We start from the raw sequence: 17,325 nt of genomic DNA on the forward strand, positions 1-17,325 counted from the left end.
TGACGGGATGCACACTTCGTCGCAGGGATGCGATCGATGCCCGACTCAGGCGCGTGATGCACTTCGTCGCGGCGCGGATCACTTCACAGTGCGGCCCGCCTTGTCGCACTCGCCGGTGTGCACAGTCGCGTCTCGCGCTTCACCATCAAGGCTCGCACCACGCAATCAGGTCGAGCCGCGATGAAGACTGTCCATCTCCCCACGCTCAAGACTGCCCGGGGGCAGCCCTCCAGAACGCAGCCCCTGCGGCGACGTGCCGGCGCCCTGGCCGCCGTGGCCCTGCAGGGGCTGCTGGTGGCCGGCGCACTGTGGTGGTCCGCCTCGAGCCACGCCGCGGACCTGACGCCGCTGGAGCAGCGATGGGTGGACGGCATGAGTCCCGTCATCCGCGAGGCACGCAGCAGCGGCCTGCCTCTGGATGTGGCGGTGCGGCCGCAAGCCTCACCCGACGATTCCCCCGTGGCACTCGGCTTCGTGAAGGGCCGGTGCAAGCTGGTGCTGAGCCTGCGCGGCAATCCCGAAGGCCAGGCCGTGCTGGACCGCATGCCGCAAGGACTGGAGCAGCCGGCGCTGGAGCTGATGGCGGCCCATGAGCTGGGCCATTGCCGTCGATATCTGGACGGCGCCTGGTTTGGCCTGCCGGCCGGCTTCAGTCCGGGTCAGATGCCGGATGGTCTCAGTCCCGAGTTGCAGGAAGCCTACCGCTCGATGAAATCGACGCGGCGGGAAGAAGGCTATGGCGATCTCGTGGCACTGGCCTGGATCCGTCAGCAGCATGGCGAGCGGTATGCGCAGTTGCATGCATGGCTGGTGTCGGAGCGTCGCCGCGACTATGTGCCCGGGGATCATCACGACACCTTGGCCTGGCTGCAATTGGCGCGGGACCCTGCCGCGCTCGGACAGGGGTCGATCTTTGAAGCAGCTCGGCCGATCTGGGAGCGGGCGCTGCAATCGGACGAGTGAAGCGCCGCGCGATGGCGTCAGTGCGGTCGCGCTAACGTTCCAGAGGGCAAGTCTTCAGGGCGTACATTCAAGAACGCTTGGCGCGTGCCTGCAACACCCCCGCACCCGCGTCGCGATGCAGACGACGGAACTGCAGGACGGCCAGTGCATTGAATACCGCGACGACGAGGAAGGCTGCCGAGAAGTCCGCCACTGCCGGATGCTCACGCCCCTGCAGATGCGCGCTGACGGCCAGCACCAGCGCCCCCACCGCCACGCCCATGGCGCCCGCCACCTGGCTGGAGATGGCGGCCAGCGTCGAACTGGCCCCCAGCTGATGCTGCGGCAGCTCCGCCACCGCCAGCGTGTTGATGGCCGTCATCGACATGGACCGTGACGCGCCACTGACGATCAGCAGCGCGATGAGAAGGACCCACGGCGTCTGCGCATCCACCCACGCAAACGCGGCAATGCTCACGGCACTGATCAAGCCAGCGCCCAACAGCACCGGCCGAAAACCAAAGCGCTGCAGGATGGGCGTGGTGACTGTCTTCATGCCGAGATTGGCGGCGAAATACGGCAGCAGCATCGCGCCCGCACTCACGGCATCCCGGCCCATGCCCAGCTGGAACAGCAGCGGCAGCAGGAAGGGCGTGGACTGGATGGCCGTGGAGGCCAAGGTGCCGCCGGTGGTGGCCACCGCAAAGCTGGCGTGCTGGAACGGGCTCAGGCTGACCACGGGATGCTTCGCCCGGCCCAGGTGACGCACGGTCCAGGCCAGCAGGGCCAGCCCCGCCGCCACGCACATGAAGGGCTGCAAGCGCCCCTGCGCAGCGCCCATGTCGTGGGACACCCACTCCACCCCGCCGATGAACAGCGTCAGGCCGCCAGCGGCGCCGAGCAAGCCCGGCACATCCAGGGGTCGCGGCGTCCCTGCGTCGTCCCTTGGGACCCAGCGGGCCAGCAGCGTCATGGCCATCAGGCCGACGGGCACGTTCAGCAGGAAGTTCCATCGCCACGAGGCATAGGTGCTGAGCAGCCCGCCCAGGGGCGGGCCCAGCACCGGCCCGAACAGCGCCGGCCAGACGAGCAGCGCCTGGATGCCGACGATGTCCTCCTTGCGGGCGCCGCGCAGCGCGATGGTCCGGCCGATGGGCAACAGCAGGCCGCCGCCGATCCCTTGCACCACCCGCATCAGCACGAGCTGCCCCGGCGTCTGGGCCAGCCCGCACAACAAGGAGGCGAGCGTGAACACCCCCACACCCGTCAGGAACATGCGTCGCATGCCGTAGCGCTCTCCCAGCCAGGCGGACAGGGGCAAAACCGCGGAGGCGGCCAGCAGATAGGCCGTCACTACCGCACTGAGCGCCAGTGCGGGCACGCCCTGCGACGCCGCGATCGCGGGCAGCGAGGTGTTCAGGATGGAGCCGTCGAGCACCAGCATGAACATCACCGCCGCGATGGCGAGGGTCACACGGCGGCTTTGGGGGGCAAGCGACATGAAGGAAGGTGTCCGTCTGCGCGGTGGGCGCTGGCACGTCCGCAGGCGCGGGTCCAGCCGCGGCGTGGCAGGCGTCAGGGGCTCAACAATGAGGCCACCAGCTTACGGGCACACCGTTGACAATGTCAATCAATTGACGACCATGCCATGTCGCGGATCGCCCCTATGAGACACACGGTGGTCAATGCCTTGCCCCCTTCATCAAGCCCTTCACCGCCGCTTGGCCACTCTTCAGCCGTTCCCTTGGCTACCTCCCCGGCTACTGCCCTGGCCACTTCCCTGGCGCGTCTGCCGGGCCGGCGTGGCCTGCAGAATGTTGCAGAACAGGGCGCCCTGCTCGATGGCGTCGTCCAGGGCCACATGGGTGTGGGGCAACCGGTCGAACCAGCTCTTGGGCATGTGGCGTTTGGTGGTGGCGCGGTAGTCCGTGCCCAGCACCGCCATGGCGTAGCTCTTGATGTCCAGCGCGGAAAAGCTGAACGGGCTGCTGCCGACGAATCGGATGAGGTACCAGTAGACGAACAGGAAATCGAAGCCAGCGGGGTAGCCGACGAAGACCGGCTTGCCCGGCAACGTGCCGATCCAGTCCACATAGCGGCGCATGGCGGCTTCGGGCTTCTCAAGATTCGTGCGGCAGGCCAGCCATGCTTCGGGCTGGGTGGCCCACCACGCCGCAGTCTCCGGATGCGGCGTCGCTCCGGGCAGCGTCTCCAGATTGGCGGAGAAGGTGGCGATCAGCCGTTTGTCCGCCGTGTAGGCGGCCGTTCCGAAGCTGAGCATCGAATGCGGGCCGGGAATCGGCCCGTCGGTTTCGATGTCCGTGCTGAGATAGATCTCGTTCATCGCAGAAGTATCGGCGCGCATCACCCCTGCAGCCTGAATTGCGCCACCACCTGTTTAAGACTGCCCGCCTGTTCCCGCAAAGACTCGGACGCAGCGCTGGACTCTTCGACCAATGCGGCGTTCTGCTGCGTCACCTCATCCAGCCGCTGCACCGCCTGTCCGACCTCGACCAGGCTGGTGCTCTGTTCCTGCGTGGCGCTGGAGATCTCCTGGATGATGTCGGTGACCCGCTGGACGGCGGTCACGATTTCGCGCATGGTCTCGCCGGCATCGGCCACCAGCCGCGCCCCGGTTTCCACCCGGTCCACCGACGTGCCGATCAGCCCCTTGATCTCCCGCGCCGCCTCGGCGCTGCGCTGCGCGAGCGACCGCACTTCCCCGGCGACCACGGCAAAGCCCCGGCCCTGCTCCCCGGCTCTCGCGGCCTCCACCGCCGCATTCAGCGCCAGGATGTTGGTCTGGAAGGCAATGCCGTCGATGGTGCCGATGATGTCCGAAATGCGGCGGGACGAGGCATTGATCTCCTCCATGGTGTTGACCACCTGTGACACCACCGCGCCGCCGCGTCCTGCCACCTCGCTGGCACTGAGCGCCAGCTGGCTGGCCTGGCGGGTGGCCTCCGCGTTCTGGCGCACGGTGTCGGTCAAGGCCTGCATGGTGGCGGAGGTTTCCTCCAGGCTGGACGCCATCTGCTCGGTGCGGGCGGACAGGTCGCTGCTGCCCGCGGCCACCTCGCCACTGGACATGGCAATGCTCTCCGCGCTGGTGCGCACGGTGCTGAGGGACTGGTTCAGCGAGTCCCGCATCTCGGCCAGCGCCTTGGCCAGCTGACCCAGTTCATCCCGGCGCGACACGTCCACCTGCACAGCGAGGTTGCCTTCCGCCACCCGCTGCGCCACCGACACCATCTGGTTGAGCGGTTGCACCGTGCTGCGGGTGAGATACCAGGACAGCAGGGCACCAGCGGCCAGGGCCAGCACGATCAGCACCACCATGGTCGTAAGGACGGTGGAGTACACCCGTTGCGACGACAGATAGCTCTCCTGCGCCCCCTGGGTGTTGATGTCCACCAGCTTCTGGACGTTGTCGGCCACCGCCCTGAAGCCTTCGAGCGAGGGCCCCATGGCCAGCGCCACCGCGGCGGACCGGTCCCCGGACTTGCGGGCGGCAATCAGCCGGTCCTGCTGGGCAAGAAAGGACGCGAGCTTGGCCTTGGTGTCGTCCCAGACCGCCTGCTCCTGCGGCACGGAAATCAGCGCCTCGTATTTCTTGGCCAGGTCGGGCAGCGTGGTCTCCCGCAGCGTGCGGATGCGGGTGAGTTCCTGCTCCAGGCCGCTGTCGCTTTCCTGCAGGACGGCGGCCATCTCGGCGCGTCGCAGGTCATTCGCCTTGACCAGATAGGCGTTGATGGCGTTGATGGAGGGGATCCAGTCATTGGCCATGTCGGAGACATTGGACTGGATCAATTGCAGACGCGTGATGGCCACAATGCCGATCACCAGGGTGGCCAGCAGCACGGCGGCAAACCCCAAGGTGATGCGCAGACCCACGCGAAGATCCGAGAACCGCATACGACGTCCTTGTGTCTGGTGTGAGCGGGTCCATGCTATGCCACTTCGTGCATCTTGTGGACAGGTCTCACCCCTCGGCACCCGTGCGGGGGACGGAGCTTCTCTCGCAAGGGGGTCGCGCCCCCTCGCCGCGCTGGCGTCAATCGGCGGCCGTGCGCCGCAGGCGGAACTCGGCCGCCTGCGCATGAGCCTGCAAACCTTCCCCGTACGCGAGCGTCGCCGCGATCGGACCGAGCACCTGCGCCCCCGCTTCGCTGACCTCGATCAGGCTGGAGCGCTTCTGGAAGTCGTACACCCCCAGCGGCGACGAGAACCGGGCCGTACCGGAGGTCGGCAACACATGGTTGGGCCCCGCGCAGTAGTCGCCCAGCGATTCACTGGTGAAGGCTCCCAGGAAAATGGCGCCGGCGTGACGCAGCAAGGGCTCCCAGCGATGCGGATCGCGGCTGGACACTTCCAGGTGTTCCGGCGCGATGCGGTTGCTGATCTCGCAGGCCTCTTCCATCGAGCGGGTGTGGATCAGCGCGCCACGGCCTTCCAGCGACGCACGGATCACCGCCTGGCGCGGCATGCCCGGCAGCAGCCGTTCGATGGCCTCGCGCACCTTCCCGATGTAGTCCAGGTCCGGGCACAGCAGGATGCTCTGGGCCAGCTCGTCGTGTTCCGCCTGGCTGAACAGGTCCATCGCCACCCAGTCGGGCGGCGTGGTGCCGTCGGCCAGCACCAGGATCTCGCTGGGGCCGGCAATCATGTCGATGCCGACCTGGCCGAACACATGCTTCTTGGCACTGGCCACATAGGCATTGCCCGGTCCGGTGATCTTGTCCACGCGGGGGATGGTGTCCGTGCCGTAGGCCAGGGCCGCCACCGCCTGCGCGCCGCCGATGGTGAAAGCGCGATGCACGCCCGCGACATAGGCCGCGGCCAGCACCAGCGGATTCTTCTCGCCGCGCGGCGTCGGCACCACCATGATGATTTCCGGGACGCCCGCCACCTGCGCGGGAATCGCGTTCATCAGCACGCTGGAGGGATAGGCCGCCTTGCCGCCGGGCACGTAGATGCCCACCCGGTCCAGCGGCGTGACCTTCTGGCCCAGCAGCGTGCCGTCCTCGTCGCGGTAGCTCCAGCTTTCGCCGCAGGCCTTCTTCTGCCGCTCGTGGTAGCTGCGCACCCGGGCCGCGGCCTGGTTCAAGGCCTGTGCCTGTTCCGGCGGCAGGCCGTCGAAGGCGGCCTTGAGTTCGTCGCGGGTCAGCTCGAGCGCGGCCACCGAGGCCACCTGCAGGTGATCAAAGCGCGCGGTGAATTCCAGCACCGCAGCGTCGCCGCGTTGACGCACCGCAGCCAGGATGTCGGCCACCCGGCCTTCGATCTCGGCATCGGTGTCGGCCGACCAGTGCAGCACCTGACGGAAGGCGGTTTCGAAGTCGCTGTCGGTGGTGTGCAGGGTGCGAAGGTTCAGCATGGCGGGCTCTCCGGAACTCAGGCGGTACGGGCGGTGGGTTGGCCGACGGCCGCGGCGATGGCGTCGATCAGGGGCTTCAAGGCTTCGCGCTTGAGCTTGAGCGCGGCCTGGTTCACCACCAGGCGCGACGAGATGTCCATGATGCGCTCCACTTCCACCAGCCGGTTGGCCTTGAGGGTGCTGCCGGTGGAGACCAGGTCGACGATGGCATCCGCAAGCCCGGTCAGCGGGGCCAGCTCCATGGAGCCATACAGCTTGATGAGGTCAACGTGCACGCCCTTCTCGGCGAAATGCTGCCGGGCGATGCTGGTGTATTTGGTGGCCACGCGAAGGCGCGAGCCTTGCTGCACCACGCCCTGGTAGTCGAAGTCGTCGCGCACGGCCACGCTCATGCGGCAGCGGGCGATCTGCAGGTCCAGGGGTTGATAGAGGCCCGCGCCGCCATGCTCGATCAGCACGTCACGCCCGGCCACGCCGATGTCGGCGCCGCCATAGGCGACATAGGTGGGCACGTCGGTGGCGCGCACCAGCACCACGCGCACGTCGGGCTGGTTGGTCGGCAGGATGAGCTTGCGAGAGCTCTCGGGATCCTCGAGCACCTCGATGCCGGCGGCCGCCAGCAGCGGCAGGGTCTCTTCGAAGATGCGGCCCTTGGAAAGCGCCAGGGTGATCATGCTGTGTCCTCGTTGAACGTTCGGTTCAGCGGGACGGCAGCGGGATCACCGGACGGCGCCACACCGCCACCCGCTGTTCAAAGCTGGGTGGCTGTCAGGGATGATGATGCAGGGCGGTGCCCTGCTGGGCCCACTCGGCGGGCGTGAGGGTCTTCATGGACAGGGCGTGGATCTGCTCGCGCATGCGGTCGCCCAGCGCCTGATACACCCGCTGATGGCGGCGCACCCGGCTCAGACCTTCGAACTCGGCCGACACGATGGTGGCAAAGAAATGGCGCCCATCGCCTTCCACCTGCAGTTCGGTGCAGGGAAGGCCCTGGGCGATATAGCTTTGCACTTCGGTGGGGGTCGGATCAGCCATGGCGCGAGTTTACCCTCAGCCGCGAATCTTGTAGCCGCGGCGCAGCAGCTCCAGCGCCGTGCCGGCCACCACGCAGAAGCTCAGGCCGACCACGGCCAGGCTGGTCCAGGGGGACACGTCGCTGACGCCGAAGAAGCCGTGGCGGAATCCGTCGATCATGTAGAAGAACGGATTCAGATGGCTCACGCCCTGCCAGAACGGCGGCAGCGAATGCACCGAATAGAACACGCCGGAGAGGAAGGTCATCGGCATGATGATGAAGTTCTGGAAGGCGGCCATCTGGTCGAATTTTTCCGCCCAGAGCCCGGCGATGAGACCCAGCGACCCCAACATGCCGGCGCCCAGCACCGCAAACACCAGGATCCACACCGGCTGCGCCAGCCCCGGCGGCGCGAACCAGCAGGTGACCAGGAACACGCCCAGGCCCACCATCAGGCCCCGCACCACCGACGCGCCCGCATAGGCCAGGTACCAGGCCCAGTGGGACAGCGGCGTCACCAGCAGGAACACCAGGTTGCCGGTGATCTTGCTCTGGATGAGCGAAGACGAGCTGTTGGCAAAGGCGTTCTGCAGCACGCTCATCATCACCAGGCCCGGAATCAGGAAGCTGGTGTAGCCCACCGTGCCGTACACCTTCACATGGTCTTCCAGCACATGGCCGAAGATCAGCAGGTAGAGCACGGCCGTCAGGACCGGGGCGCCGACGGTCTGGAAACCGACCTTCCAGAAACGCAGCACTTCCTTGTAGAACAGGGTGCGGGCGCCGGACAGGCGCATGCCGCTGAAGAGACCGCCGCTCATGCGTGTGCTCCTTGCATGATTTCGAGGAACACGTCTTCCAGGTCGGCGCGGCCGATCTCCAGATCTTCCACCGGGCAGGCCGCTTCGCGCAGCGTGGCCAGGATGTGCTCCACCTCGGTCGCGTCGTGGGCCTTGATCTGCACGATCCGGCCAGTGATGCGGGACTGGTCCCGCAGCGACACCGGCAGGGCCGCGTCGGTCTTGAACTGAAGCATGGTCGAGGCACGTCCGGCCAGCAGCTCGGAGGTGCGGTCCAGCGCCACGATGCGGCCCTGCTTGAGCATGGCGATGCGGTGGCACAGGGCCTCCGCTTCTTCCAGGTAGTGGGTGGTCAGCAGCACGGTGTGACCTTCGCGGTTCAGCCGGGCAATGAACTGCCACAGCGTCTGACGCAGCTCCACGTCCACACCGGCGGTGGGCTCGTCCAGCACGATGACCGGCGGCCGGTGCACCAGCGCCTGGGCCACCAGCACCCGGCGCTTCATGCCGCCGGAGAGCTGGCGCATGTTGAAGTGGGCCTTGTCCGCCAGGCCCAGGTTCAGCAGCAGCTCGTCGATCCAGTCGTCGTTGTTGCGAACCCCGAAATAGCCGCTCTGGATGCGCAGCGTCTCGCGCACGCTGAAGAAGGGGTCGAACACCAGCTCCTGCGGGACGATGCCCAGCCGCTTGCGGGCCTCGGCGTAATCGTCCACCACGTCATGGCCCAGCACCGACACCGACCCGCCGCTGGCGCGGGACAACCCGGCCAGGATGCTGATCAGGCTGGTCTTGCCGGCCCCGTTGGGACCGAGCAGGCCGAAGAATTCGCCGGGCTGGATGTCGAAGCTGACCTGGTCCAGGGCCTTGACCTGGCCGGAACGGTAGGTTTTGCTGACAGTGTCGAAACGCAGGGCGGGCGGACCGCCGGCCGGCGGCGACAGCGGCGCCGGCGTGGGAGGGGAGCTAACGGGCATGGGCGTGGATTGTAGGGAGGCGGCCAGGAACCCGCTGATTTGGGGAATTGCCCCACGAAGTAGGGCCTGCGTAGCGCACGGACCCGTCAGCTTGATGACAGAATCGCCGCAAATCCGTATGTATCCCCCATGGCCACCAAGAAGCCGCGCCGCACCGCCGAACGCATCCTCGAAGTCACGCTGGACCTGTTCAACCGCTTCGGGGAACCGAATGTGTCGACCACGCTGATCTCGGCGGAGCTCGGCATTTCACCGGGCAACCTCTACTACCACTATCCGGCCAAGGACGAGCTCATCAATGCCTTGTTTGGCAAGTATGAGCGGGCCCTGTCGGAGCTGCTGACCGCCACCGAGACCGTGCGCAATGTGGAGGACGCCTGGCTGTTCTTCCACATGCTGTTCGAGCTGATCTGGCAGCACCGGTTTTTGTACCGGGACCTGAACGACCTGCTGTCCAAGAACCGCAAGCTGGAGACGCATTTCCAGAATGTACTGAGCCAGAAGAACCAGGCCATGGTCAGCATCCTGACCGGCTTGCAGCAGGGCGGCGCGCTGAGCATGCAGGTGCGCGAGGCCGTGCCGACGGCCAATGCCATGGTGGTGCTGCTGAGCTACTGGCTGAGCTATGAATATGTGCGGGACCCGCGCAATGCGCTGGAGCCGGAGCGGGCGGGCGAGGCGCTGATGCGGGGCGCCTTCCATGTGCTGGGGCTGCTGCTGCCGTATCTGGAGCCGGCCTCGCGGGAGCATCTGTTCCAGTTGGCGGGGCAGTATCAGTCCACGCCGGGCGCTGCGTCCGGTGGGGGGCGGCCGTCGTCGGGCTCCACCTCGGGCGCTGCTTCGGGCGAGTCGGGCGGCCAGGGTTAACGCACGGCGTATCGCAGACATCCCAAGCGCTGTATCCCATGCGATGCATCGCACGCGTTGCATCGCGAGCAGTTCACGGGCGCGTTGCCTGACGCACGCTCGAAGGCGCTAGCAGCACGTGGCGGTCGATTCCTCGGAAAAAACCCTGAATCAGGGAGCGCCCACACCCCCTGGATATGGTTGGCGCCGAAAAAAGCAACCCTATAAGCTAGGGATACGTTGCACTGCTTCCTCTGCCGGTCACGCTGCGCGTCAGTGTGCTGGTTCACCGAGTGATGCAGCGGCCATCCTGACATCCGACTGATTCCCTGGAGTGCATTCCATGAACCGCCTGCTGACCACCGCCGCCGTTCTGTCCCTGAGCCTGGCCTCGATGGCCCAAGCCGCCACGGCCGAGTCGGCCGAAGCCAAGTCCCTGCGCGCGGAATGCGCTGCCCAGAAGCAGGTCAAGTTCGACGCGCCCGCTGCCGACAACGAATTCCGCTTCGTCTACAGCAAGGGCCAATACCGCGGCGAAGCCAAGGACGGCCAACCGCTGGACTGCGCGGCCAAGCAATACAGCCAGTTCCTGGCCAGTGCCGACCCGGTGCGGGTGATGGAGGCCTATCCGACCGCCGCCGGCCGAGCCAAGGTGGGTGCCAAGGCAGCGAGCAAATAAGCGCGAGGACGGTCTTTCGCCTCCCTACACAGAAACAAAGCCCAGCAAGGCTGGGCGCTCGGTGCCTTCGAGACTGAGGGGGCTGCTCAAAGACCGGCTTGGCGCTCGGTCATCTCGGCGACATGGCCGTGCAGCACCCGCTGCCGACGCTCTTCCTCCGTTAAACGAGCGGAGAGCTGCATCTCGTCAAGATTCACGATGCGCTGCGAGCGACCTGGAGTGCACACCCGGGCTGCAGCCGAGTCGCGCCGGGCTGCTTGGAAAATTTCACGGATGAATGAAAGGGCGGTCATCGCAAAAGCTTCCTCTGTCTGAGGTAAGTGGAAAGAGTATGCCACGAGCGACTTCCAGGCTTGAGGTCGAACACCATGGGTCCACCAGCTCCATGATGTTTCCACCAGTCGGCGCTCCATTCAATGAGATCAAGTAAGCGCGTAGCTGTTTGATCAAAGGAAGTCTCCTTCAGACGCTCGCGCGTGGATGGCGTGATCTCGGCATCAAAACCGAAGCGGGGCCAAGAGTAGTACCCGTTGTACTCCCTCCACCATCCTCCTTCGATACCCATTTTGTAGCCTGCCCCTCCTACTGCATCCAGCACTACTCGCGTCAGGCCCATCGCCTTTGCCGCTTGCGCGGCCCGAAAAAAGGCAACTGCCCCAAACCCGGCTGGAGCGTCTTCGGCTAACAGCACTGAGTCATAGTGCAGGAAGAAGCCCTCTTCGTCTCGCTTGATGAAGCTCCGAACTGACTGATTCCGTTCGATGAATCTGGAGCGTCTGACTTCCAGACCAAACTGCTGTTCGTCCTCGTCAAACCAGGTCTCCAAGGCGCCATCGGACGGCGCCATGGCGATCGATTGAAGCTGGAAGTCATCGACCAACCGATTGTTCAGCACGGGTCTAGCGAAGACCTGCATCACCGGCAGTTTCATCAACTCACAGTCGTACCTACAACGGTTGCCGGGCAGTCGCCAAGCCAGTTCCCTGCGCATCTGGCTTTTGAAGCCATGCAGCTTGCTTGTCACCAGTTCAATCATCACGCACGGATGCCTGACTGGGCTGGGGGAATCTGGCGCACGATGTGGCGCAGCCGAAGGCAAGCCAGTCGGCAGCAAGGGGACATTCGCCGGTGTTCGCAGGTCATGGCACGCAGTGTCCCGTGCCTCTGCGCTGTCCTCAATTGCCTAGATGCGTTAACTGCGACCTGTCGCAGTCCCACCTGCTTGGGTAGTTCGCGACTCGCTTGCCGGTCACCCCTCGCGGAAAAACTTCAGCGGTGCCAGGTCCGGGAACACCGCAGGGCGTTTGGCCTGCGCCGCGGCAAACGCCTCCATCAGGTTGGCGTTCTGCCAGATGGCCGCCTGCAGCCAGCCCATCTGCTGCAGGCTGTCCTTCACGCCATGGTCGCGGGCGTAATGCATCGCCTGCTTGCTGCCCCACACTGCCACCGGCGGCTTCTGCGCAATTTCCCGCGCGCAGGCCAGCGCCGCTTCCACGCAGGCCGCTTGCGTGTCCAGCACCTCGTTGACCAGCCCCACTGCCAGTGCGCGCGATGCCGGCATGCGACGTCCGGTGTACGCCAGCTCCTTGACCACGCCCAGCGGCATCAACTTGGGCAGCCGCTGCAGCGTGCCCAGGTCCGCCGTCATGCCGATGTTGATCTCCTGGATGCAGAAGAAGGCGTCGCTGCTGGCCAGGCGGATGTCGCAGGCGGCCACCAGGTCCACCGCGCCGCCAATGCAGCCGCCGTGGATGGCCGCCACCGTCGGCACGCGCAGGTCGTCCAGCCGGTTGAAGGCCTGCTGCATGTCGGCCAGCAGGTCCACGATGGACGCTCGGCCTTCGGCCGTCCTGTCGTCCAGTTGCACCCCGCCGTTCTTGAAGACGTCCAGCGACATGCCCGCACTGAAATGCCGGCCGGTGGAGGAGATCACCAGCGCCCGCACCGTGGTACTGCGGTGCATCTGATCCAGCAGCGTCTCCAGCTCCCGCCACATCTGCGGCGACATGGTGTTCATCTCGGCCGGCCGGTTCATCACCAGATGGGCAACGCCCGCGTCTTCCGTGAGGCTGAAACAGTCCATGCGCGTCTCCATGAGTGAGGTCTGAGAGCGCCTGATCCTAGCCAAAGCCCGCGCAGGTCCACGTCCGGTTGGCGACGCCTGCACAATGGGCACCCGACCTTTCATCGCCCCAGACGCTGGAGCCCTGCATGACCGACCAATGGGATTTTTATGTCCTTCACCTGGACGACGCGCCCGCTTCCCTTTTCGTGGACTTTGGCATCGAGGACGAAGCGCCCAGGCTCGACCTTCCCCACCTGGCGATGCTGCGCTTGACGATGAACCAGCCGCGTGACGACGGGCTCTCCAGCGCCGAAGAATTCGACCGGCTCTGCGCGCTGGAAGATGAACTCAACGCCGAGGTGGCGTCCGCAGACATCGGCTTCGTGGGCCGCATCACCACGCGCGGCTATCGCGACTTCCATTACTACGTGGCCGACCCCGCAGCCTGGGAGGCGCGGGTGGCACAGGTGATGGCCCGCCACCCCGACTATCGCTACAAGTTCGGCACCCACGAAGACCCGCAGTGGACGACCTACTTCAACGACCTGCTGCCCGGCCCCGAAGACCGGCAGCGCCTGGAAAACCGCCAGGTGTGCAGCCGGCTCGAGGCCTTGGGCGATGCCTTGACCGAGCCGCGTCTGCTGGATCACTTCGCTTACTTTGCCGACGAAGCTTCGGCACAGGCCTACATCACGGAAGCCGTGCAGCAGGGCTTCACCTGTGTCGAAGGGCCGGTGAGGACGTCGGATGAAGATCCCTTCAGCGTCCAGCTGGCGCGCATCGACATTCCCGCCTTCGACACCATCGACGACCTCACGCTGCCGCTGTGGGAAGCCGCCCGCCGTCACGGCGGCGAATACGACGGCTGGGGCTGTGAGGTCCAGGAGTCTGAGCAGAACGCCTGAGCGCAAGGACCGCCCGGAGGACCGGGCCAGCGGCCCGAGCATGCGGCCTCCGAGGCCTGCCCCGCTGCCCGCCTGCCCGCCCACCTCGGGCCAGGCCATAAAAAACGCCGCATCACCCGGGAAGGCGATGCGGCGGTCAAACACGAACTCAGAGACTCAGTCACTGAACCGGCCGAAGCCGGGTTGCAGGCGCCCCGCCGCGAGGGGGAGCGGGACGCGCATGCCGGGTGATCAGGCCTTGAAGAAGGCCAGCAGGTCCGGGTTGATCACTTCCGGATGGGTGGAGCACATGCCGTGCGGCAGGCCCGGATAGACCTTCAGCGTCGAGCCCTTGACCAGCTTGGCCGACAGCAGCGCCGAGTTGGCGATCGGCACGATCTGGTCGTCATCCCCGTGCAGGATCAGCGTGGGCACGTCGATCTTCTTCAGGTCTTCGGTGAAGTCGGTTTCGGAGAAGGCCTTCACGCCTTCGTAATGCGCCACGATGGAGCCGGCCATGCCCTGCAGCCACCAGTGGTCACGGATGGCTTCGGAGACCTTGGCGCCCGGACGGTTGTAGCCGTAGAAGGGAATGGTCAGGTCCTTGTAGAACTGCGAGCGGTTGGCCGCGATGCCGGCGCGAATGCCGTCGAACACGTCCTTCGGCAGGCCGCCGGGGTAGGCCGCGGTCTTGAGCATGATGGGGGGCACGGCGCCGATCAGCACAGCCTTGGCCACGCGCTTGCTGCCATGACGGGCGATGTAGTGCGTCACTTCGCCGCCGCCGGTGGAGTGGCCCACGTGGATGGCGCGCTTGAGGTCCAGGTGCTCGGTCACGGCGGCCAGGTCGTCGGCGTAGTGGTCCATGTCGTGGCCGGTGGCCACCTGGCTGGAGCGGCCATGACCGCGGCGGTCATGGGCGATGACGCGGTAGCCTTTCTGGAGGAAGTACAGCATCTGGGTGTCCCAGTCGTCCGAGCTCAGCGGCCAGCCGTGGGAGAAGACCACCGGCTGGGCCGACTTGTCGCCCCAGTCCTTGTAGTAGATCTGGACGCCGTCCTTGGTGGTGACGAAGCTGCTGCTCATGGATTGCTCTCCTTGCGGATGATGGGATGGGGAGGATGGGGACGCGGCGGCAAGTGCTGCGCCCGGCAACGCCAGGGACGCCGCCAGGCCTGCGCCACTCAACAAAAGGTCGCGACGCGAAAGCTCCGCGGCGCTCAACGGGGAAGGTGTGGACACCTGAGGACTCCTTGAGTTGCCTGTTTGTCGGAAATACCGGCCAACCTCGGGGGGTAGGCGGTTCAAGGATTATTCGAAGACAGCCGGCCTTGCGCGTCCCGCGCTCGCCAGTCGGGCCCCTACTCCTTAAGGGCCATGGGCGCTTGCCCTATTTGCGCTTCAGGCCCCGGCTTCCCAGGGCAGCATCAGGGCCAGGGTCAGCAGTTGCTGGAACTCCGGCTCGAAGGCATCCACGATGGCTTGCGGGTCCGGGCACAGGCCCGCATCGGTGAGCAGGCCGAACTGCACCTGACCGGCGTAGGTCAGCAGGCTCACGCCGACACCGACATCGCCGGACTGCGGCACCCAGAACATCACCCGCTCCACCTGCGCGCCGCAGAACTGCAGCGGGGCCGACGGTCCCGGCACATTGGTCATCACCGCGGTGGCCTTGCGCTGGAAGTCGTTGAGCAGGCGCTGCTGCTCGGGCCGCAGCAAACCGGCCGCAGCCATCAGGCCGAAGGCCAGCACCGGCTGCAGACTGGACTTGAGGGCCTTCATGCGGCTGTGCACCGCATACAGCCGCTGCACCGGATTGCTCAGGCCGATGGGCAGCACCAGCGGCACCACGCCGAAGCGATTGCCGAGCTGCCAGGCGTCCTCCATCGGGCGCAGGTTGACCGGCACCATGGCGCGGATCTCCTGGCCGCGGGTGTCGTCGCCGTGCGCCCGCAGATAGGCACCGATGGCGCCGGCCACACAACTCATCAGCACATCATTGACCGACACGCCGAGCGACTTGCCCACCGCCTGCACGGCGTCCAGCGGCACGCCGTGGCCCCAGGCCACGCGTTTGGTCCGCCCAGGGCGGCCTTTGAGGCGGGTGGGGGAGTCGTCTTCGACGATGGCCAGCGCAGCGATGTCGCTGGCCATCTGCGCGCTCAGAAACTCGGCGGCGGCTGCGGACCCGTCATCCCCGGCCGGCGGGGCGCCTTTGCTGCCCTTGCTGGCTTTGCCGTCTTTGCTGGCTTTGCCGTCTTTGCTGCCTTTGCCACCCTGCGGCTGGCCGGCCCTGGACGCCCGGTCCTGCAACGCGCGCACCGTCCAGTCACTGATCGGCTTGAGAAATGCATCCGTCCAGCCCTCGCCTTCAGCGCCGCCCGGAGGGACGCGCGCCGCCGACACGGGCAAGGCGCCGCCATCCGTGATCGAGAGGATGACCGCAATCAGCGCCAGTCCGTCGGCGATGCAGTGATGCACCCGCACGATCAGCGCGCTGCCCCCGTCATACGCTTCCACCAGATGCATGGCCCACAGCGGATGGGCCGGATCCAGCGGCTCGGCGGCCAGGTCCGCCACCCGGGCCTTCAGCGCCGCCTCCAGGCTCTGCGCCCGCCGGCGCGGCAAGGTCTCCGCCTGCACATGACGGCCCAGGTCGAAGGCCGGATCTTCTTCCCAGCGCGGGCCCGGTGCCTCGTCCACCACCCTCTGCCGGAACCGGTCATGGCGCAGCAGCCGCGCCTCCACCTGCGCCCGCAGCGCCGCCAGCGTGATGGACGGCCTGAGCATCAGCAGGCTCACGATCACCATCCGGCTCGTGGGCGTGTCCAGGCGCAGCCAGGCGGCGTCCATGGCGGCCATCGGCTCACCGGGAGGCAGCGGCGGGGGCGGCAGCAGTGGCGGCACCGGCGGATCGGCGATGTCGGGAGCCCGGCGGTTCTTCATGAAGTAGAGAGCACGCCCCAGTCGGGGACAGGGGGCGGGGTGGTTAACATTGACTTCAGGCGCCTCATTGTCTTGAATGGGGCGATCCTCCATATTCTGGGAGACACCATGAGCCTGAAAGACCAGTTCGACGCTGCCGTGGCGGCGTCCAAGCAGTTGCCGGAACGCCCGGACAACATGACGCTGCTGAAGATGTATGCCCTCTTCAAGCAGGCCAGCGCCGGCGATGTCGAAGGCGACCGCCCCGGCTTCACCGACATGGTCAACCGCGCCAAGTACGACGCCTGGAAGGGCCTGGAAGGCACCAGCCAGGAAGAGGCCATGCAGCAATACATCGACCTGGTCGAGAGCCTGCAGTAAGCCGGGCCATGGCTGACATTCATGTCCACCGCGCCCACGCCTTCGGGCTGACCCGCGCCCGCGCCATCGCCCTGTCGTGGGCCGAGGAACTGGAAGAGCGGTATGCGATGGACTGCACCATCCACGAAGGCGACGACAGCGACACCGTCACCTTCGTGCGCGACGGCGTGAATGGCAGCCTGGAAGTCCGCGGCGACAGCTTCGAGCTGCAGGCCCGGCTCGGTTTTCTGCTCAGCGCTTTCCGCAAGCAGATCGAGAACGAGGTGGGACGGGTGCTGGACGCCCTGCTGGCCAAGGAGGCCGGCGTCGCCACCAAGTCCAAGGTCAAGACCACCAGCAAGCTGGAAGCGCTGGCGGGCAAGTCCCTCAAGACGGGCAAGGCGGGCAAGGCAGGCAAGACCGGCAAACCTGCCAAGCGCTAGGAAAGCCATCACCCC

At 66.4% G+C, this 17,325-nt stretch carries 19 protein-coding genes; 6 read left to right on the top strand and 13 right to left on the bottom strand.

The genetic code is table 11. The features are described from left to right. Positions 1–180: 180 nt before the first annotated feature. Positions 181–963 carry a hypothetical protein gene (locus DES44_RS15250; protein WP_058933868.1) on the top strand — a complete coding sequence of 261 codons (783 nt, stop codon included), beginning with the start codon at positions 181–183 and terminating at the stop codon, positions 961–963. A 67-nt stretch (positions 964–1,030) separates the two neighbouring features. Here DES44_RS15250 and DES44_RS15255 read toward each other — a convergent pair whose 3' ends face one another. The 8 genes from DES44_RS15255 to DES44_RS15290 all read right to left on the bottom strand — a co-directional run bounded on the left by DES44_RS15255 (position 1,031) and on the right by DES44_RS15290 (position 9,108). Continuing rightward, positions 1,031–2,443, bottom strand: coding sequence for an MFS transporter (locus DES44_RS15255; RefSeq protein WP_083525332.1), 1,413 nt, complete (start codon positions 2,441–2,443; stop codon positions 1,031–1,033). A 231-nt stretch (positions 2,444–2,674) separates the two neighbouring features. Continuing rightward, positions 2,675–3,286, bottom strand: a complete 612-nt coding sequence (locus DES44_RS15260) for a 3'-5' exonuclease family protein (RefSeq protein ID WP_058933866.1) — start codon at positions 3,284–3,286, stop codon at positions 2,675–2,677. 20 nt (positions 3,287–3,306) lie between these two features. Beyond that, positions 3,307–4,857 (bottom strand): methyl-accepting chemotaxis protein, encoded by a 1,551-nt coding sequence (locus DES44_RS25985; RefSeq protein ID WP_058933865.1) that lies wholly within the window; start codon positions 4,855–4,857, stop codon positions 3,307–3,309. 139 nt (positions 4,858–4,996) lie between these two features. Further along, positions 4,997–6,319, bottom strand: a complete 1,323-nt coding sequence (gene hisD, locus DES44_RS15270; RefSeq protein ID WP_083525330.1) for a histidinol dehydrogenase — start codon at positions 6,317–6,319, stop codon at positions 4,997–4,999. A 17-nt stretch (positions 6,320–6,336) separates the two neighbouring features. Beyond that, complete coding sequence (gene hisG / locus DES44_RS15275) at positions 6,337–6,993, bottom strand: ATP phosphoribosyltransferase (RefSeq protein ID WP_058933864.1); 657 nt, start codon at positions 6,991–6,993, stop codon at positions 6,337–6,339. A gap of 94 nt (positions 6,994–7,087) precedes the next feature. After that, complete coding sequence (locus DES44_RS15280; protein WP_058933863.1) at positions 7,088–7,354, bottom strand: BolA family protein; 267 nt, start codon at positions 7,352–7,354, stop codon at positions 7,088–7,090. A 15-nt stretch (positions 7,355–7,369) separates the two neighbouring features. Continuing rightward, positions 7,370–8,155, bottom strand: a complete 786-nt coding sequence (locus DES44_RS15285; protein ID WP_232309923.1) for an ABC transporter permease — start codon at positions 8,153–8,155, stop codon at positions 7,370–7,372. Continuing rightward, positions 8,152–9,108, bottom strand: a complete 957-nt coding sequence (locus DES44_RS15290; protein WP_058933862.1) for an ABC transporter ATP-binding protein — start codon at positions 9,106–9,108, stop codon at positions 8,152–8,154. The genes DES44_RS15285 and DES44_RS15290 overlap by 4 nt, the downstream gene beginning before the upstream one ends. 129 nt (positions 9,109–9,237) lie before the next feature. On the opposite strand from DES44_RS15290, the gene DES44_RS15295 reads away from it, so the two are divergent. Together DES44_RS15295 and DES44_RS15300 are read left to right on the top strand one after the other, a co-directional pair. After that, entirely contained in the window at positions 9,238–9,975 is a 738-nt protein-coding gene (locus DES44_RS15295; RefSeq protein ID WP_083525329.1) for a TetR/AcrR family transcriptional regulator, read from the top strand. 322 nt (positions 9,976–10,297) lie between these two features. Then, positions 10,298–10,633, top strand: coding sequence for a hypothetical protein (locus tag DES44_RS15300; RefSeq protein ID WP_058933861.1), 336 nt, complete (start codon positions 10,298–10,300; stop codon positions 10,631–10,633). 86 nt (positions 10,634–10,719) lie between these two features. On the opposite strand, the gene DES44_RS15305 is transcribed toward DES44_RS15300, so the two are convergent. The 3 genes from DES44_RS15305 to DES44_RS15315 form a co-directional block, all read right to left on the bottom strand. Further along, on the bottom strand, positions 10,720–10,926 hold the full coding sequence (locus DES44_RS15305) for a hypothetical protein (RefSeq protein WP_058933860.1): 207 nt from the start codon (positions 10,924–10,926) through the stop codon (positions 10,720–10,722). Continuing rightward, positions 10,923–11,672, bottom strand: coding sequence for a hypothetical protein (locus DES44_RS15310; protein WP_147307104.1), 750 nt, complete (start codon positions 11,670–11,672; stop codon positions 10,923–10,925). Before DES44_RS15310 ends, DES44_RS15305 begins: the two co-directional genes overlap by 4 nt. Before the next feature lie 210 nt (positions 11,673–11,882). Next, complete coding sequence (locus DES44_RS15315; RefSeq protein WP_232309922.1) at positions 11,883–12,716, bottom strand: enoyl-CoA hydratase-related protein; 834 nt, start codon at positions 12,714–12,716, stop codon at positions 11,883–11,885. A 128-nt stretch (positions 12,717–12,844) separates the two neighbouring features. On the opposite strand from DES44_RS15315, the gene DES44_RS15320 reads away from it, so the two are divergent. Then, a complete protein-coding gene (locus tag DES44_RS15320; protein ID WP_058933857.1) occupies positions 12,845–13,603 on the top strand; it encodes a DUF695 domain-containing protein in 759 nt (252 codons plus the stop codon). 231 nt (positions 13,604–13,834) lie between these two features. On the opposite strand, the gene DES44_RS15325 is transcribed toward DES44_RS15320, so the two are convergent. After that, complete coding sequence (locus DES44_RS15325; protein ID WP_058933856.1) at positions 13,835–14,668, bottom strand: alpha/beta fold hydrolase; 834 nt, start codon at positions 14,666–14,668, stop codon at positions 13,835–13,837. Between the two features lie 315 nt (positions 14,669–14,983). Beyond that, positions 14,984–16,528: a wax ester/triacylglycerol synthase family O-acyltransferase gene (locus tag DES44_RS15330; protein WP_310732368.1), complete on the bottom strand. Its 1,545-nt coding sequence runs from the start codon at positions 16,526–16,528 to the stop codon at positions 14,984–14,986. Positions 16,529–16,636: 108 nt separating this feature from the next. Here DES44_RS15330 and DES44_RS15335 point away from each other — a divergent pair, with 108 nt between their 5' ends. Both DES44_RS15335 and DES44_RS15340 read left to right on the top strand, forming a co-directional pair. Beyond that, entirely contained in the window at positions 16,637–16,888 is a 252-nt protein-coding gene (locus DES44_RS15335) for an acyl-CoA-binding protein (RefSeq protein ID WP_058933855.1), read from the top strand. An 8-nt stretch (positions 16,889–16,896) separates the two neighbouring features. Next, positions 16,897–17,310, top strand: coding sequence for a polyhydroxyalkanoic acid system family protein (locus DES44_RS15340; protein ID WP_083525327.1), 414 nt, complete (start codon positions 16,897–16,899; stop codon positions 17,308–17,310). Positions 17,311–17,325 lie beyond the last annotated feature (15 nt).

The sequence above is a fragment of the Roseateles depolymerans genome (genome assembly GCF_003387155.1).
Taxonomy (GTDB): Bacteria; Pseudomonadota; Gammaproteobacteria; order Burkholderiales; family Burkholderiaceae_C; genus Roseateles; species Roseateles depolymerans.

Bases quoted from the DNA above. Each gene is read 5' to 3' on its own strand.
- DES44_RS15250 (WP_058933868.1), top strand. From the start codon at position 181: ATGAAGACTGTCCATCTCCCCACGCTCAAGACTGCCCGGGGGCAGCCC.
- DES44_RS15255 (WP_083525332.1), bottom strand. From the start codon at position 2,443: ATGTCGCTTGCCCCCCAAAGCCGCCGTGTGACCCTCGCCATCGCGGCG.
- DES44_RS15260 (WP_058933866.1), bottom strand. From the start codon at position 3,286: ATGAACGAGATCTATCTCAGCACGGACATCGAAACCGACGGGCCGATT.
- DES44_RS25985 (WP_058933865.1), bottom strand. From the start codon at position 4,857: ATGCGGTTCTCGGATCTTCGCGTGGGTCTGCGCATCACCTTGGGGTTT.
- hisD (WP_083525330.1), bottom strand. From the start codon at position 6,319: ATGCTGAACCTTCGCACCCTGCACACCACCGACAGCGACTTCGAAACC.
- hisG (WP_058933864.1), bottom strand. From the start codon at position 6,993: ATGATCACCCTGGCGCTTTCCAAGGGCCGCATCTTCGAAGAGACCCTG.
- DES44_RS15280 (WP_058933863.1), bottom strand. From the start codon at position 7,354: ATGGCTGATCCGACCCCCACCGAAGTGCAAAGCTATATCGCCCAGGGC.
- DES44_RS15285 (WP_232309923.1), bottom strand. From the start codon at position 8,155: ATGAGCGGCGGTCTCTTCAGCGGCATGCGCCTGTCCGGCGCCCGCACC.
- DES44_RS15290 (WP_058933862.1), bottom strand. From the start codon at position 9,108: ATGCCCGTTAGCTCCCCTCCCACGCCGGCGCCGCTGTCGCCGCCGGCC.
- DES44_RS15295 (WP_083525329.1), top strand. From the start codon at position 9,238: ATGGCCACCAAGAAGCCGCGCCGCACCGCCGAACGCATCCTCGAAGTC.
- DES44_RS15300 (WP_058933861.1), top strand. From the start codon at position 10,298: ATGAACCGCCTGCTGACCACCGCCGCCGTTCTGTCCCTGAGCCTGGCC.
- DES44_RS15305 (WP_058933860.1), bottom strand. From the start codon at position 10,926: ATGACCGCCCTTTCATTCATCCGTGAAATTTTCCAAGCAGCCCGGCGC.
- DES44_RS15315 (WP_232309922.1), bottom strand. From the start codon at position 12,716: ATGGACTGTTTCAGCCTCACGGAAGACGCGGGCGTTGCCCATCTGGTG.
- DES44_RS15320 (WP_058933857.1), top strand. From the start codon at position 12,845: ATGACCGACCAATGGGATTTTTATGTCCTTCACCTGGACGACGCGCCC.
- DES44_RS15325 (WP_058933856.1), bottom strand. From the start codon at position 14,668: ATGAGCAGCAGCTTCGTCACCACCAAGGACGGCGTCCAGATCTACTAC.
- DES44_RS15330 (WP_310732368.1), bottom strand. From the start codon at position 16,528: ATGAAGAACCGCCGGGCTCCCGACATCGCCGATCCGCCGGTGCCGCCA.
- DES44_RS15335 (WP_058933855.1), top strand. From the start codon at position 16,637: ATGAGCCTGAAAGACCAGTTCGACGCTGCCGTGGCGGCGTCCAAGCAG.
- DES44_RS15340 (WP_083525327.1), top strand. From the start codon at position 16,897: ATGGCTGACATTCATGTCCACCGCGCCCACGCCTTCGGGCTGACCCGC.